Genomic DNA, 15,569 nt, shown 5'->3' on the forward strand with positions numbered 1-15,569 from the left:
GAAAAAAAATTAATTCCCAAAATTAAAGAAAATATCGGTACGCTTATTTCAATAAATCGAAACGAATTTCGGTAATTGCTTTCACAGCCCTGTCGGAGAAGAAATCGGCGGCAGGAAAGATAGAAAAGCGTCCTCCGTCGGCATTTTTGCCTTTATCTACCAGCATAAACTCGGCCTGATCGTTGCGATTCATCAGTTCGCTGAATGTGCAGGCACAGCGGTAGCCATCCTTTCCTGCAAAGACAAAAATCCCTTTTTGCAGGTTTTCGCGGGTTACCGGAAAATACTTAGCGGCAACGTCCTTGAGCTTAACTCCGGTAAACGGCGTTACGGAATGTATGCCTTTGCCACGACCGTAAAATATGGTCGGATAGGTATTCATGCATAAACCAGCAGGCAGTTGCTTAATCGCACCTTCTTTTTTATCGCCGTTAAGGATAGAAAATTCCGGGGATGAGAATGGATTCATTTCACGCTCCACTTTATAGGAAGCATTCAATGAATGAATGGTAATTTTGGTTGGGTTAGAAATGTTGCGTTCAGTAATCAGGTCGCCGACAACAATAAGACGGCTTTCGGCCGGTAAGGGCCATAAATCCTTGGTTTTGCTGGGCACAATATGCATCACCTTGTTGGCGATAATGATTTCGTGCCGGTGGATGGGATAGTAAATCTCACCCCAACTGATCACCACCGATTCGCCTTTATTGTTCGACACTTCCACGTACAGGTCGATAATTGGTGAAAACTCGGCTTTGTTTTTCTTGGCAAGGATAAATTTATTTAAAATGTCGTAGAGCGAATAACCATCGTAGCGGTAAGCGCCAACAAAACTGTCCTTTCCATCATTCAGCACGGTTTCCTTTACGATGACCGAGCGCACCGGAAGCGTGGAAAGTTGTAGCGTTCCGGGATTGGAAATCTCGCCGGTAACTTCTATGCTGGTAGCACCCGGAAGGGTAATAGTTTCGGCATCATCATAAAAATCGTTGGTGGCAGTTTGGGCAAATGTTCCGCAACAAGCGGTAAAAATGGCAAATAATAAAGCTAAAATCTTTTTCATAAATTGGATTTTTTAAAATTTATAGGATATTTCTCCGGTAATTAGCCTGCCGGGACAAATCTCACTCTTGTTGTTGTAATATTTTTCGTCAAAGATATTCTGAATGTTCAAAGTCAAGCCAAACTTATTATAAAAAGTTTTGGAAACCTTTGCATCCATCGTGAAAACGGAAGGATATTCATACCTGAAAAGATATTTGTCGTCGAATCCGTTTTTATCGTTTATCCACATTTGCCCGGTATATTTTGCCAGGATGCTGAAGCTTGCAAACCCGGGTGTAAAGTTTACCCCGCCGGAAACCAGATGGTCGGGAACATCGGTCAGGTATTTGCCGTCCAGATTGGCATCTACTGCCGGATCATTTATCTTGTAATCTTTTATTTTTGGATGAGTGTAAGCATAATTGGCAAAGACATTAAAAATGGTATTAAGTGTAAAATTGGCACTGCATTCCAGTCCGTAAATTTCCACCTTGCTGATGTTGTCGCGTTTCATCACAGGCACTTTTCCGGTAGGCATATCCACCGAATCGCCGGTACTGATGTAATACATAAAATCTGTACCGATGCTGTAATAGCCAGTAAGTTCTATACGTAATTTATTCCAGAAGGTAACATCCCCTCCTATTTCAAAATTATCCAGGTATTCAGGCTTCAATGAGGGATTGGCAACTTTAAAACCGCCACTCATTTTGCCAGAACGGCACATATCATCAAGTATGGAGGGGCGAAAACCTTTGGCATAGGATACATACAAACGATAATTATCGTTAAAGCGGTATTGTACCGAAAGCTTGGGGCTGAAAGCCGTCCAGCTTTCGTCTTTCATATCCGGGACCTGGTAATAAGAAATATATTTCAAAGCATACGACGGATTTTCAATGGTAAATTTTCCATCATGGAAACCCGCATAGTCGTAACGTAAGCCTGCAACAATCTTCATCCTTTGTTTTAATAACAGAATTTCATCCTGGGCATACAAGGCAGCAAAATCCATGGTTCCGTCATTATTCACCTTGTCGGTGGAAGTGTAATACACGTCGGAAGCGTCAACCGCACCTTGTTTCAATTCCATGCCGGCAATCACATTGTGTATTTCTCCGAACTTGTGCGAAGCATTGGCAAACAATCCCATATCGCTGCGCTTAGAAAGAACTTCCACGTAGTTGTAACGATTGTCGCTCAAGTAATCGCTTACCTTTTCGTAATTTTCCCTTTGATAGAAAAATCCAGCCTGCACATCATATTCTTTCAATTTTGCATTGTAGGCTGCATTTGCCTTCCATGTTTCCTGGCTGGTATAATTTCCGTTTTCCTGATAAACTTTTTCGCCGGCTCCGTGATAGTCGTTGTAATAATTAATGCTGGCGATAACATTCTGGTTTTTCGAAATATCGTAACCAATTTTCGCACCGGCTGACGCTTCTTTAAGGTTAGATTTACGGACATATTGTGTAATATCAGCTGGCGCCTGCGTAATGTAACCATCACTCTGGCGGGCAAAACTGTTAAGGCTCCAAAAGAATTTGCTGTCTTGGGGTTTTCCTGCAAGATATATTTTTCCACCTAAGGTATTGAAAGTTCCGTAATCCATGGATATTCTTCCGGAAAACGGTTCCACAGGCTTTTTACTAATAATATTGATAACGCCACCCATCGCATTGCCTCCGTAAAGAGAGGAGGCGGGGCCTTTTGCCACTTCTATCCTTTCGACATTATCTGTATTGATTTGGTTCCAATTAACGGTACCCCCATCGGTTTTATTCACAGGAATGCCATCCACAAGTATCAGCGTCCTTGCCTGATCTTTACCACTCAGTCCCCGCATGGTAATGGTTGCCTTGCTTGAGAAAATCCCGAAAGGACGATTTACGTTGATACCTGAAACGTATTCGAGTGCATCGTCAATGGTTTGCATTGGAATGGATTGCAACTGCCTTGGGGTAAGCACATTGATACGGTTAGGAACATTTTTAAGCTGGTTTTCGGTACGGGTTCCGGTGATCACCACTTCGTCGGCAAGGACTTTTTGAGGACTAAGCTGTATTACAATATTTTTTATCTGATTTTTCTCCAGAACAACCGTTTTTATCTCTTTTTGATAACCAATGAAACTGATTTCGAGTTTATATATTCCTGCATCGAGGTTCTTCAAAATGAATTCGCCTTTGCTATCGGTAGTTACACCTTTGCCTTTCAGATAAACGACATTGGCTCCCGTAAGGCTTTCGCCACTCTGGGCATCAGTAACTTTCCCTTTGACCACACCCTGTGCCTGAATATTTGCAGCAAACAGGAAAGAAATGATGGTGATGAGTAAAACTTTGAATCGCATATCTCTTTATTTTTGAACTTTAATAGCAAAAGTAATTTTCCCGTTTGCCTGGGTGTCGGCTTGCAGAACTTTTATCAGCCCGATTTTCCCGGAAATGGTTTTGAAAGGAAAAATGGTTCCTGCAATAGCGTACTTATATTTTCTTCGTCCCCAAAATTCGTTATAGGCTTTTATTAGCAGACTATCGTTTTCGGCAGCATCAAACTGTTCTGCTGTAATTTTGGTTACGTAATCGTATTTTGTATAGTTTTTGGGTTGCCAGGAATTTATTTCAGGATAATAATCCGGGGCATCCTGATCGCCAGGAGAGGAAAAAGTGGGAGACGGACCTGTGCCATCGGTAAAATAATAAATCAGCAAATCCACCTTGGATTGATTGGCAGTGGCATCCGGGGTAGAATATACCGTACCGTCGTCCATTTTCAGGAAATGACCATAGGTTGAATTTCCCTGATATCCCATGATAACCGACGGCAGGTTTATGATATTTCCGTAGTGGGTTAAGGAATCTTTTACAACGTTTAAGGTGATAGAAGCCGTTTTGCGGTCGGCATTCATGATGCGAAACGACCAGATTTCGTTTTCAAAATTATTTTTATAAAAAGTAATCACAGTATCTAATTCATCCTTGTAAAATCCAAAGTCGAGCATAGTAACGGTATCTTCGCTACTTCGAACTTCGATTACCAGATTGGTAATTTTAGCACCTCCACCCAGCATATGAATTCCGAACTTCATGGGCATCCCTTCTCCTACTACCGCACCATCTTTTGTAAGGGTGGTATCGTCCTGAATAAAGGAAATCGCTGGTATTTTATCTGTGGAATTTTCCTTGGAGCAGGAAAATAAAAAAGGCAATGCCCCTGCAAGCAGGAGCATTACGTACAAGGATAATTTATTCATTTTAAATTACTTTTGAATTTTTACTGTCATCCCTAATGAGCCGTCAGTATGGGTTATTACATTAAGAACTTTCAGTAATCCGTATTTCCCACCAGCGGTTTTAAATGCCCATACTTCACCTGCTTTGAGGTTTTTGGCTTTTTTAAATTGATTTGATGGGTCGTATGATTGAAGTATTAATTCATCATTGGTAATGGCATCAAACTGAACGGCAGTAAGTGTTGTTTTTACAAAATAAGTAACATTTTTAACGTCATAATTATCAGGAGCAGTACCTCCGGTAAAAATGCCGGTTATGTTTGAACCGGGAGCTGCAAGAGTAGTAAAATTGTTATGAGTAGAAAAAGTAGAATCTTCATAAAAACAGAACATGTCTATTTTAGCCTGATTTTCGAAAGCATCTGACTGAAAATAAGTAGTTCCATCGCTGGTAGAGAAGAAACTTGGTTTAGTAGTATTGGCTTGTGCACCAAGAACCACTGTATTGTAAGTAGTTATTTCTGTGCTGGGGCGAGATAAAACGATACTGGCTTCCGTTACTTTACCGGCAGCATCAGTTACAATAAATGTCCAGGTTTCGCTGGCTGAAGCACTTTTAATGATATTGAAATCCATAGAATATTGTAAAGCATTAAAAGTAGAATCAAGCATTAACTGATTATCGGCTTTCAAAACAAATTTTACAAGGTTGTCACTTCCATTGCTGATAGCCTGAACTCCAACTGTAACAGTGTCGTTATAATCTACTGTTGCGTTAGCCGAAGTGTAACCTGTAGTGGTTTTAAAACTCAGTGTTGGAGCGTCTTTGTCATCATCTTTTGAGCAGGATGCAAAGAACATGCCTGCAGATACAAGCATCACAAATGCAAAAATTAAGTGTTTCTTCATACGTTTAACTGTTTGATTAATAATTATTAAAATATTTAATTTATTGTTAAAATCTTCATTTCGTTATGAATAATTATTCATAACGTTGGCAAAAGTAATAGCTTTTTTAACAAAAGAAAAAGAAAATTCAGATTATTGATTACCGGTAGCGAATTTTTTTAGTTCAGCAGGGAGTTTCTCGTAACCCGTGGACTGCAACGGGATCACCGAAGGCTGACCGCACTGTTGCATAATTTTCATGCCTTTGTTTTTATCGAGCATAAATTTTACAAAGGCTTCCGCAGCAGCTCTGTTTGGAGCATTTTTCAAAATTGTCAGTCCGTAAATCATGGCTTCTCCGTTCTGAATTACCTTTTCGCCAGGTTTATCCCCGTTGATTTTCACATTTACCGTGGAATAAAACTTATTGAAAGCTGGATTTTTCAGATTAATATTGTCGGGCAACGCAAGATATTTCAGCCCATGCTGGATAGCAATAGACTTATAAATAAAAATATAATCTACCGATTGAGTTTCGAGCAAAGCCAAAAGGTCCACTTCCTTCGGACGCATCATGTTATTGTTTTTTGCCAGCAGCTTTCCGGCAAGACCAGTTTTTTTGTAATATTTTTCAGCTAATTTGCAGGTCAGAACCGTGCGATAGCCACAGGGGTCGCTGTTGGGGTCTGCCCTACCGACCAGCACATCTTTTTTCAGAAGAATATCGTACCAGTTGTTACGGGTAATTTTATCCGCATATTTCGACTGAAGGGTGTAAACAATCGCCATTTCGTTGCTGGCAAAACGGATGTTCCAGTCGGCATATTTCGGAATAAGCATTTTATCTATCACCTGGTAATCGGCGGAAGCGAGAATGTCGCATTCACGATTCAAATCGGTGATCTTACGTGCAGAAGCTACACTTCCTGCTGCCTCGGCTTTAACATTTACATTGGGATATTCTTTATTGAAAGCTTCAATCATCTTTTTCATGGGAACCGCCAGACTCCCGGCATGAAAAATAACCAGATCGCCGGAGATCTTCGGCTTTTGCGGAAAAGCCAACAAAAAAGAGAAAAGTATAAGCGAAAGCAGAGTAATTTTTCTCATCATTTTCTGAATTTTTATAAACCGGATGGAACATCCCCCTGTTTCAATCTTTTCTTCAAACGTATGATTACCTGGTTAACCGCCTCCTGAAATTCCTGATGAAACTGTTCGTAATTCTCCACAAAGCGTTTTCCTTCTTCCGTAAGAGTGGTTGTACCGCCGTGGGCTCCGCCCCTTTGCTTTTCGATAAGACAAAAGCCAAGAATTTCTTCGGCATTTCGCATGTCGCCCCAGGCTTTGCGATAGCTGATTCCTAACTTTTCCGCGGCAGCGACAAGCGAACCATTGGCATCAATGGCTTGCAAAAGTTGCCATTTTTCGTCATCCAGCACACTTTCCCCACCTTCGGCATTGATCCAGATGCGGTAGTTTACACGGACGTTAGAATACTTGTTGAATTTTTCCGGAAGCTCGTCCATACTCAATAATCTTATTTATACCTGCAAAGATACGCAGCATCGCCCGGAATTTTCAGTTTAAATTTACTGTCCTTGGCAACAATAAAAGTATCAAAAGGACGGTAGGTTTTCCATTCTTTTTCATTGGGAAGCAAAACCGTCATCTCCCCGGAAATCACGGTCATGTATTCGATGGTGGAAGTGCCGAATTCGTATTCACCGGCAGCCATTACGCCTACGGTTGCAGGACAGTCTGTTGTTGCAAAAGCGATGGATTTTACATTTCCATCGAAATATTCGTTGGATTTAAACATGATTCAAAGTTTTAAAATAATTATGCAAACTTAGATTAAAGGGGGAAAGTATCCAAATGGAAAATTCCTTGATATCCGGGTGGTGTGAAGTTTGCGATTTCGCATAAACAAACTGTAGTTTTTAACTACAATTCCAACTTTTGTTGTCAGATACAATCTGACTTTTATTCAGTGCAAAGTTAAAAACTTCGTACCACAGAATTTAAAGTATTATACTACAAACCATTCCCCGGCAACTCTTCACCAGGTCATCCGGATGAATTTTTAGTTGCAGTCCTCGCATACCGGCACTTACATAAATGAAATTGTACTGCCGGCAACTCTCGTGAATAAAAGTTGGGTAGTTTTTTTTCATCCCAATGGGTGAACATCCGCCACGGATATAACCGGTAATGCCCAAAAGTTCTTTCATATGTACCATTGCCACACTCTTGTTGTTGCTGACTTTTGCCAGGGCTTTCAGGTTCAGTTCCGCCCCGCCGGGAATCACTGCCACAATAATGCCCGTTTTATCGCCAAGGAGCACCAGCGTTTTAAATACAAGGTTAACACCTTCCCCTATTTTAGCGGCGGCAGAAGTTGCGCTCAGGTCATCTTCGTCCACCTCGTATTCTTTTAATTCATAAGATATGCCCTGCTTGTCCAATATCCGGGCTGCATTGGTTTTGTGCATAATACATCCGCTTTACATTAACGACTTATTGCATCTTTCAGCGTTTGTCGCAAAATGCGTACTTCCATTTCCAGTTCCCTGATTCGTTCCCGGGCTTGTTCATTGTTGTTCGGTTCAGTCTGAACCGGCTCGGTATAAGGAAGTTTTTCTGCAATTTCACGAAAAAAGTTGTATTGCAGTATTTCCGAAATCTCGAGTAACCGATGTACATGCAACGTTGGACGCTTTAACATGCCATGCACAGAAGCCTGGTTAAGATTTAGCTTGCGGGCTAAGCCAGATCCCGACATATGCTTGCGGTTTAATTCTCTTATTACCATTGGGACTACCTGAATTGTTTCCATAAAATTGTTTTTTTATACTTTTTACTAAGATATCTTTGTCAAAGATAAAAATATTTTTATTTATAACAAATATAGCTCTGTTTTTTACATAAATATCTCTATTCATTACTTAACTGATTTTATTTTTTACATATTTAATTTTGTTATTAATCATATTAATTCTATTTCATATAGATTTTTTATTGTTTTTTACCATTATAATTTTGTATATATCAAAACTATTTCTGTATTTTACCAATTTTCATATCTTTGGCACTTAAATTTTTGTCGCAGGCGTAAGATACAATCTGGCTTTTATACCAAAATAAAGTTTAGGCTGTTAAATAGGGTTTATAGGTCTTTAAATCTCTTTCGGATCACATTACAAACTAAAATCAAACAACAGTCGAATCTATACTTTGGTTACAAAACACAAATCGGGAACATCGTTCAGCTTTTTCTCAAAAAATTATCCACGGACACACCCCCTGTCGTTCGATACCATCGGTCAGATTTTACAAAAAGAGGGCTCCGTTATTCTTCCTTTGGATAACGAATATGTGTACAAAAACAGAGCAGGAATGAAGAATTTATTGGCGCTTGAAATCAATTTGATGCAATTATTTAGTTTTTAAATAAAGATTAACAACGCATTCTTTTGGTTACATGCAACTTACAAATAAATAAAAAAAATAATATTTTTTTAAAATTTATCATTTCGTTAACTATAAATAATTTATATTTGCAGCATTATTAATATTACACATTTAAAATAATGAAAAAAGAAGGAAAAGTAAAATTTTTTAACGAATCCAAAGGTTATGGATTCATTATGGACATTGCCTCTGAAAAAGAGTATTTCGTACATGCTTCCGGTTTAATTGACCGTATTAAAGAAGACGATGAAGTAACTTTTGATCTTCAAGAAGGCAAAAAAGGATTAAATGCAGTAAATGTAAAATTAGCATAGCATAAATTATATTTAAAGTTATTTTAATCACAAGCCCCGATTTATCGGGGCTTTTTTTTAGTTGACTACACATAATAAAACTCATATATTTATTTTTTATTTAGTTAAGCAGATTATTTCGTAAAGAACCGGCTAATTATTTTTTTTCAAAACCCTTTTGCCGGATGGGTAATCTGTAGTAATTTTGAGCACATTTTAAATACTAATTTTAATAACTAAAAAAGATATGGCAAAAAGAACTATCGTAACGATGCCCGGCGATGGCATCGGAAAAATTGTACTGGAACAGGCAATCCGTGTATTGGATGCAGCCGGTTTTGAAGCGGAATATGTTCACGGCAATATTGGCTGGGAATTTTGGTGCAAAGAAGGGAATCCTTTTCCCGACCGTACCATTGAATTATTAAAAAAACACAAAATTGCCCTCTTCGGCGCAATTACTTCCAAACCCAAGGACAAGGCTGCTGCTGAACTGGCTCCTGAATTGCAGGATAAAGGGTTTGTTTATTACAGTCCCATCGTTTCCATGCGTCAGATGTTCGACCTCGATATCTGCAAACGTCCATGCAAAACATTCAAAGGAAACCCACTCAACTTTATCCGTCGCGGAAAAGATGGAGAAATTGTAGAACCGGTTATTGATACTATGATCTTCCGCCAGAATACCGAAGGGCTCTACAGTGGGGTGGAATGGACCAATCCTCCTGACCAGGTGTATGATGCTTTAATGACACATCCCAAATTCAAACAGAATTTCGCATGGTGTCCCCGCCCCGAACTGGCTGTTTCCACCCGTATTTTCACTAAAAAACACACCGAACGCATTGTTCGTGAAGCATTCGAATATGCAAAAGAAAAAGGATTCAAATCCATCACTGTTTGCGAAAAGCCCAATGTAATCCGCGAAACTTCCGGAATGATGCTGAAAATAGCCCAGGACATGGCTAAAAATGAATACCCCGATATCCGTGTTGACAATACCAATATTGACGCCCAGATGATGTGGCTGACCAAAAATCCGGAAAAATACAATGTTATCGTTGCCGGAAATATGTTTGGCGACATTGTTTCCGATGGCTTTGCCGGTTTGATTGGCGGTCTTGGATTTGCCTGCAGTGCAAACATTGGTAAAGATGTTGCTGTATTTGAACCAACGCATGGTTCCGCTCCCAAATATGCAGATTATGAAGTTCCCATAGTTAACCCGATTGCAATGGTGATGTCGGCATGTATGATGCTCGACCATATCGGCGAAAACCAGATTTCTGCAAAAATTCAGAAAGCCGTAGCCGACGTTGTGGAAGAAGGCAAAGTAAAAGCTTACGACATGATGAAGCTAAGTGGTTCACCTGATGTTATTAAAAAAGGTGCCGCATCTACCGTACAAATGGCTGATGCAATCATTGCCAAACTGAAATAATTTTTTTGCCAGCAAAAGCCGGATTTCATCAAGTTGTGGAATCTGGCTTTTTTATAAGTAATTGCCGGTATTTGCATTTTATGAGAAAACACAAAACACTTATTGCCTTTGTTTTTTTATTGTTCTCGGTGGTATCTTTTTCACAGGATATCAGCGATTACAAAGTATTTTTTGCCTATGGCAATTTAAAAGAAAAAAAAGAACAGGTAATAGTAATCAGAAGTTTTCGAAATACAGGAGATGCCTGTTATCTGGCAGTTAATCCGGAAAATCTGAAAACATTTATCATAAGTAAATCTTCATTGGAAGTACATCCTTTGAATTTCGATAGCCTTTTGGTTTATTTTCAAGGATGTGCTTACGCAAATGGAATAAAAGATGCCTGGAAAAACTCTTCCAGAAACCAGGATGCCGGAATTGCCCATGCTCTGCCGGAAGTAAAAGGCATCATACTTACCATAGATCTTTGTCCTTCCGAGCGTCCACTTGACAAAAACATTTTCTCAAAATTGATAAAAAGCCTTGGAAAAGTAGAAAAGCCTGTTCCTATTGCAATCGCAATTACCGGAAAATGGATTAAAACCCACCAGGAAGATTTGGCATGGCTAAAGCAGAAAATTGAATCCCGGCAAATTACCATTGACTGGATAAACCATTCTTATTCACACCCAACATCCCGAACCCTGCCTTTGACAAAAAACTTTCTTTTAGAAAAAGGCACAGATATTCATCGTGAAGTATTACAAAATGAAATCACCATGCTTGAAAATGGGATGACACCTTCTGTTTTTTTCCGGTTTCCGGGGCTGATTTCCGACAAGGAAATTTTTGATAAAATATTATCCTTCGGTATTATCCCTGTAGGAAGCGATGCCTGGCTCGCCAAAAACCAGGAACCCCGAAATGGAAGCATTGTTCTTATTCATGGGAATGGTAATGAGCCGCTCGGCGTTAAAAAATTTATAAAAATCATTAATCAGGAACAATACAATATTAAAAATAACAACTGGCTGCTTTTTGACCTGAGAGAAAGTATTGCCAGGAAAGAAAGTATTAACAATTAAAATAAAAATTATGACAGATAGAGTAAAAAAACTCTGGCCCGAACTGGAGTGGATAAACAATGCTGACCTGAGAGAAAAGGTAGCTGCTACCTGGGAACTTGCTTTGCAACAAAGCGTTCTTACCACCAAAGACCTGGAAACTATCCCATTCACCTTGCTGTGTGGTCCCGATTTAAAAGTGAGTTTTATGGCGCACAAGCGTTGCGTGGTTCACGTGGCAAAAGAAAGCGGAGAAAAAATGAATGCTTTCTTCAAAGAAGATTTACCTGTAAATATGGATGTTCTGATTGCCGGAGCCATTCTTGCCGACGTTGGTAAATTACTTGAATATGAATTAAAAGATGGAAAATCTGTACAGGGAAAATATGGCAAATACCTGCGCCATCCTTTTTCCGGAGTTTCTCTTGCCGAAAAATGCGGAGTTCCTCCAGAAGTTTGCCATATCATTGCTACCCACGCTGGTGAAGGCGATATGGTAAAACGTACCACCGAAGCTTATGTAGTTCACCATTCCGACTTTATGACTTTTGAACCCTTTCGTGATCGTCTAAAATTTTAGTTACTAAAATCGCAACAAAATGAATCTGATAGAAAAAATTCTCGCTACCCATGCTTCCGAAACTTCGGTAAAACCGGGTGATATAATTGATGTGTACATTGATACCCGCGCAGCCCGCGACTTTGGCGGAGCCAACGTGGTAAAAAATCTTCTCGACAACGGTTTAACCGTAGCCGACCCGTCCAAAACCATTTTTACTTTCGACTGCAACCCCGGTGGTAGCGACCAGAAATATGCTGCTAACCAGCAATATTGTCGTTTGTACGCCCGCCAGTACGGAATAGCAATTCATGACATTGATAGTGGCATAGGTACCCACAATGCCATTGACAACGGACTTGCCTGGCCAGGATGTACTTTTGTTTCCACCGATTCACATGCCAATATCATGGGTGCCATCGGTGCTTTTGGTCAGGGTATGGGCGATCAGGATATTGCTGCTGCCTGGGCAAAAGGTTCCGTATGGTTTAAAGTTCCGGCTTCCGTAAAGCTGAATTTTACCGGGAAACGCCCTCAAAATGTTACTGCTAAAGATATTGTACTCAACTTGCTTTCCATTTTCGGTGCCAATAAACTCCTGGGATATTCTGTGGAACTTTGCGGAGAAGCAATTGATAGATTATCTCTTGACGAACGCATCACAATATCCTCCATGGCTACCGAAATGGGAGCTATCATACTTCTTTTTGCTCCTACTCCCGCCGTAATCGCCGAACTGAAAGCTCTTACCGGCAAGGAATACCCAATCATAGCTGCTGATACCGATGCTGAATATGAAAAGGTTTTTGATATTGATATTACCAAATTTGTTCCAATGGTGGCAAAACCGGGACATCCGCACGATGACATTCCGGTGGAATCGGTAAAAAAACAAAAGATTGATTCTGCTTTTATCGGTTCGTGTACCAACGGCAGAATGCAGGATTTACGCATTACTGCAGAAATATTAAGAAATAAAAAAGTAGCACCCGGAGTTGTTTTAAAAATTGTTCCGGCTACGGATGATATCTGGAAACTTGCCCTGGAAGAAGGCTTGATTAAAATTTTAAAGGATGCAGGGGCATTGGTTTCCAATGCAGGATGCGCTGGTTGCGCTGCAGGCCAGGTTGGACAAAACGGTCCAAACGAAGTTACCATCAGTACCGGTAACCGTAATTTTGAAGGAAAACAGGGAAAAGGATTTGTTTACCTGGCATCTCCGGCAATAGTTGCTGCTTCGGCAGTTGCCGGCTATATTACTACACCAGACGAAATTCCGGCTTCCCCTGCCGTTTTCGAAAAGAAAGAAAGTCTTAAGTCTGTTATTTCTGCAAAAGAAAAAGATACCAATAAACCTACCACCGTTGAAGGTCGGGTTTGGTTTATCAAAAAAGATGATATTGATACCGATATGATTTTCCACAACCGCTATCTTACCATCACCGACATCAAAGAAATGGGACAGTATGCCTTCGACAATCTGGAAGGCTACAAAGATTTTGCAAAAAAAGCACAACCCGGAGATATTGTAGTTACTACCAAAAACTTCGGTGCAGGCAGCTCCCGCCAGCAGGCAGTGGATTGTTTTCTCTCTCTTGGCATTTCCTGCATCCTAGCTGAATCATATGGTGCTATTTACGAACGTAATGCTATTAATGCAGCCTTGCCTATCCTTACTTACAAACCCGGTAAAATGGAAGAAATCGCATTGGAAGAAGGAGACAAAATCCGTGTGAATTTCCTTACCGGAGAAATTACCAACATCACCAAAAACAGGAATACCTTAATTAATAGGTTTTACAACGTCCAGACCAAAATTTATCAAAACGATGGGTTGTTGTAATTGAAACGTTTACATACAAACGGCTAATCTATCTCAGGTTAGCCGTTTTTTTTTATAAATATTCAGAAAAAATGATTCCATGTCAAAAAATTGCGAAATTTGCGCAATCAAATACCCAATATATTTAAACTAAAATGTCGAAAATAATTTCGTTGTCAGAAGCCGCCTCCATAGGTATTCATGGAGTTGTATTGATTGCCCAATCAGAAAGTTTAATGAATGTTCAGCACATAGCTGATGCTACCGGTTCTTCGAGGCATCATGTTGCCAAGATAATGCAACGTCTTGTAAAAGATGGATATTTAACTTCCAGCCGTGGTCCTTCCGGTGGTTTTTCCTTAAAAAAGCCAGCTTCCGAAATCAATCTTCTGCAAATTTATGAATCCATTGAAGGAAAAGTTGAAAAACCTGAATGCCCTGTTGGTAACACCATCTGCCCTTTCGACAAATGCCTTATGGGAGGTGTAGTTACTACTCTTACCAACGACTTTGGCAATTATTTGCAAAGTCAAACCATTGATAAATTCCTAAAAAAGTAATTTATCAAGGTATCTTTACCTCCTCTTTTTTCTATTTCTTTTAAAGAAAAATACTGTTTGTACTCATAAACAGATTCTAAATTTTATATCTATATAGCTAATTTTAAAACTTTTTAATTTAGAATTAAAATATTTTTATATTTAGGTATTTCATCACTTAATTATATATACCTTTGCGTATTCATTTACTTTTTTAATCATTTAAGACATGAGTAAAATCGTTCACGTATCAGAAGCAGCTTCCATCGCAATACACAGCATGGCTTTGATTGCCCAAAATACAGAGATAATGAATGTGAATACCATAGCAGAAATCACCCATTCTTCTAAAACCCATCTTGCCAAAGTGATGCAACAGTTGGTAAAAAACAATTTTCTGGAATCGGAACGTGGCCCAAAAGGCGGGTTTATTCTTAAAAAACCAGCAAACGAAATTTTGCTACTCGAAATTTATGAATTAATTGAGGGGTATTCCGGAAAATCACCTCTGTGGAATTCCGTCCGGCAAATGCCCGTTTAAAACCTGCGTTTTTGGAGGAATGACAGAAAAACTATCTGAAGAATTTATTGATTATTTAAGCAATAGGAAACTATCAGAAATATTATAAAAATGAAAAGAACCATAGTAAATATTGACGAAAAAAAATGTACAGGATGTGGACTGTGTATCCCCAACTGTCATGAAGGTGCTTTGCAGATTATTGATGATAAAGTAAGACTAATCAGTGATTTATTTTGTGACGGGCTGGGAGCCTGTCTTGGTCATTGCCCGGAAGGTGCCATCACACTGGAAGAACGGGAAGCAGAGCCCTACAACGAAACAAAAGTGATGGAATTGATGGTAAAAAAGGGCAGGAACACTGTGCTTGCGCACCTAAGTCATCTTAAAAAACACAATGAAAATAAACTTCTTAATGAAGCAATTGTTTACATAAAGAGCAATAACATCGACATGAGCACAAACTTTGGAAATTCACCAATGACTAAAGCTGAAACCATTCAAAACTTCGGTGAAAAAACCGGATGTAGTGGTGGTTGCCCCGGTTCGATGGCTATGGATTTCAGAAAAGACATGGAAAAGATAGAAGATGCAGGTAAAAATGCGCCTACTCCATCGGAACTTCGCCAATGGCCTGTACAGTTGCATTTACTTAATCCACAGGCTTCTTATTTTAAAAATGCAGACGTCGTTCTTGCAGCCGACTGTACA

General features: G+C 39.6%; 17 protein-coding genes. 8 read left to right on the top strand and 9 right to left on the bottom strand.

Annotation, left to right across the window (positions count from 1 at the left end; all coding sequences use genetic code 11):
* Nucleotides 1–43: 43 nt before the first annotated feature.
* The 9 genes from M0R21_11775 to M0R21_11815 all read right to left on the bottom strand — a co-directional run bounded on the left by M0R21_11775 (nucleotide 44) and on the right by M0R21_11815 (nucleotide 8,006).
* On the bottom strand, nucleotides 44–1,063 hold the full coding sequence (locus M0R21_11775; GenBank protein ID MCK9618498.1) for a hypothetical protein: 1,020 nt from the start codon (nucleotides 1,061–1,063) through the stop codon (nucleotides 44–46).
* A gap of 12 nt (nucleotides 1,064–1,075) precedes the next feature.
* Nucleotides 1,076–3,397, bottom strand: coding sequence for a TonB-dependent receptor (locus M0R21_11780; GenBank protein ID MCK9618499.1), 2,322 nt, complete (start codon nucleotides 3,395–3,397; stop codon nucleotides 1,076–1,078).
* A gap of 6 nt (nucleotides 3,398–3,403) precedes the next feature.
* Nucleotides 3,404–4,300, bottom strand: coding sequence for a hypothetical protein (locus tag M0R21_11785; protein ID MCK9618500.1), 897 nt, complete (start codon nucleotides 4,298–4,300; stop codon nucleotides 3,404–3,406).
* A gap of 6 nt (nucleotides 4,301–4,306) precedes the next feature.
* Entirely contained in the window at nucleotides 4,307–5,188 is an 882-nt protein-coding gene (locus M0R21_11790) for a hypothetical protein (protein MCK9618501.1), read from the bottom strand.
* A gap of 132 nt (nucleotides 5,189–5,320) precedes the next feature.
* On the bottom strand, nucleotides 5,321–6,280 hold the full coding sequence (wtpA, locus tag M0R21_11795) for a tungstate ABC transporter substrate-binding protein WtpA (GenBank protein MCK9618502.1): 960 nt from the start codon (nucleotides 6,278–6,280) through the stop codon (nucleotides 5,321–5,323).
* 11 nt (nucleotides 6,281–6,291) lie between these two features.
* On the bottom strand, nucleotides 6,292–6,696 hold the full coding sequence (locus tag M0R21_11800; GenBank protein ID MCK9618503.1) for a LysR family transcriptional regulator: 405 nt from the start codon (nucleotides 6,694–6,696) through the stop codon (nucleotides 6,292–6,294).
* 11 nt (nucleotides 6,697–6,707) lie between these two features.
* Complete coding sequence (locus tag M0R21_11805) at nucleotides 6,708–6,989, bottom strand: pyrimidine/purine nucleoside phosphorylase (GenBank protein MCK9618504.1); 282 nt, start codon at nucleotides 6,987–6,989, stop codon at nucleotides 6,708–6,710.
* A gap of 202 nt (nucleotides 6,990–7,191) precedes the next feature.
* Nucleotides 7,192–7,662, bottom strand: coding sequence for a Cys-tRNA(Pro) deacylase (gene ybaK / locus M0R21_11810; protein ID MCK9618505.1), 471 nt, complete (start codon nucleotides 7,660–7,662; stop codon nucleotides 7,192–7,194).
* A gap of 17 nt (nucleotides 7,663–7,679) precedes the next feature.
* Entirely contained in the window at nucleotides 7,680–8,006 is a 327-nt protein-coding gene (locus M0R21_11815; protein MCK9618506.1) for a hypothetical protein, read from the bottom strand.
* 754 nt (nucleotides 8,007–8,760) lie between these two features.
* Between M0R21_11815 and M0R21_11820 the strand changes: the two genes are divergently transcribed.
* From M0R21_11820 to M0R21_11855, 8 genes are all read left to right on the top strand, one after another.
* Entirely contained in the window at nucleotides 8,761–8,955 is a 195-nt protein-coding gene (locus M0R21_11820; GenBank protein MCK9618507.1) for a cold shock domain-containing protein, read from the top strand.
* Nucleotides 8,956–9,181: 226 nt separating this feature from the next.
* Nucleotides 9,182–10,375, top strand: coding sequence for an isocitrate/isopropylmalate family dehydrogenase (locus M0R21_11825; GenBank protein ID MCK9618508.1), 1,194 nt, complete (start codon nucleotides 9,182–9,184; stop codon nucleotides 10,373–10,375).
* An 80-nt stretch (nucleotides 10,376–10,455) separates the two neighbouring features.
* Nucleotides 10,456–11,439, top strand: coding sequence for a hypothetical protein (locus tag M0R21_11830; GenBank protein ID MCK9618509.1), 984 nt, complete (start codon nucleotides 10,456–10,458; stop codon nucleotides 11,437–11,439).
* A 10-nt stretch (nucleotides 11,440–11,449) separates the two neighbouring features.
* Nucleotides 11,450–11,998: an HDIG domain-containing protein gene (locus M0R21_11835; protein MCK9618510.1), complete on the top strand. Its 549-nt coding sequence runs from the start codon at nucleotides 11,450–11,452 to the stop codon at nucleotides 11,996–11,998.
* Nucleotides 11,999–12,017: 19 nt separating this feature from the next.
* Nucleotides 12,018–13,820, top strand: coding sequence for an aconitase/3-isopropylmalate dehydratase large subunit family protein (locus tag M0R21_11840; protein ID MCK9618511.1), 1,803 nt, complete (start codon nucleotides 12,018–12,020; stop codon nucleotides 13,818–13,820).
* 134 nt (nucleotides 13,821–13,954) lie between these two features.
* Nucleotides 13,955–14,359, top strand: coding sequence for an Rrf2 family transcriptional regulator (locus tag M0R21_11845; protein MCK9618512.1), 405 nt, complete (start codon nucleotides 13,955–13,957; stop codon nucleotides 14,357–14,359).
* 208 nt (nucleotides 14,360–14,567) lie between these two features.
* Nucleotides 14,568–14,879: an Rrf2 family transcriptional regulator gene (locus M0R21_11850; protein ID MCK9618513.1), complete on the top strand. Its 312-nt coding sequence runs from the start codon at nucleotides 14,568–14,570 to the stop codon at nucleotides 14,877–14,879.
* A gap of 90 nt (nucleotides 14,880–14,969) precedes the next feature.
* On the top strand, nucleotides 14,970–15,569 hold a 600-nt coding region (locus tag M0R21_11855; GenBank protein ID MCK9618514.1), incomplete at its 3' end, for a 4Fe-4S binding protein.

It is taken from the genome of Lentimicrobiaceae bacterium (genome assembly GCA_023227965.1).
Taxonomy (GTDB): Bacteria; Bacteroidota; Bacteroidia; order Bacteroidales; family JALOCA01; genus JALOCA01.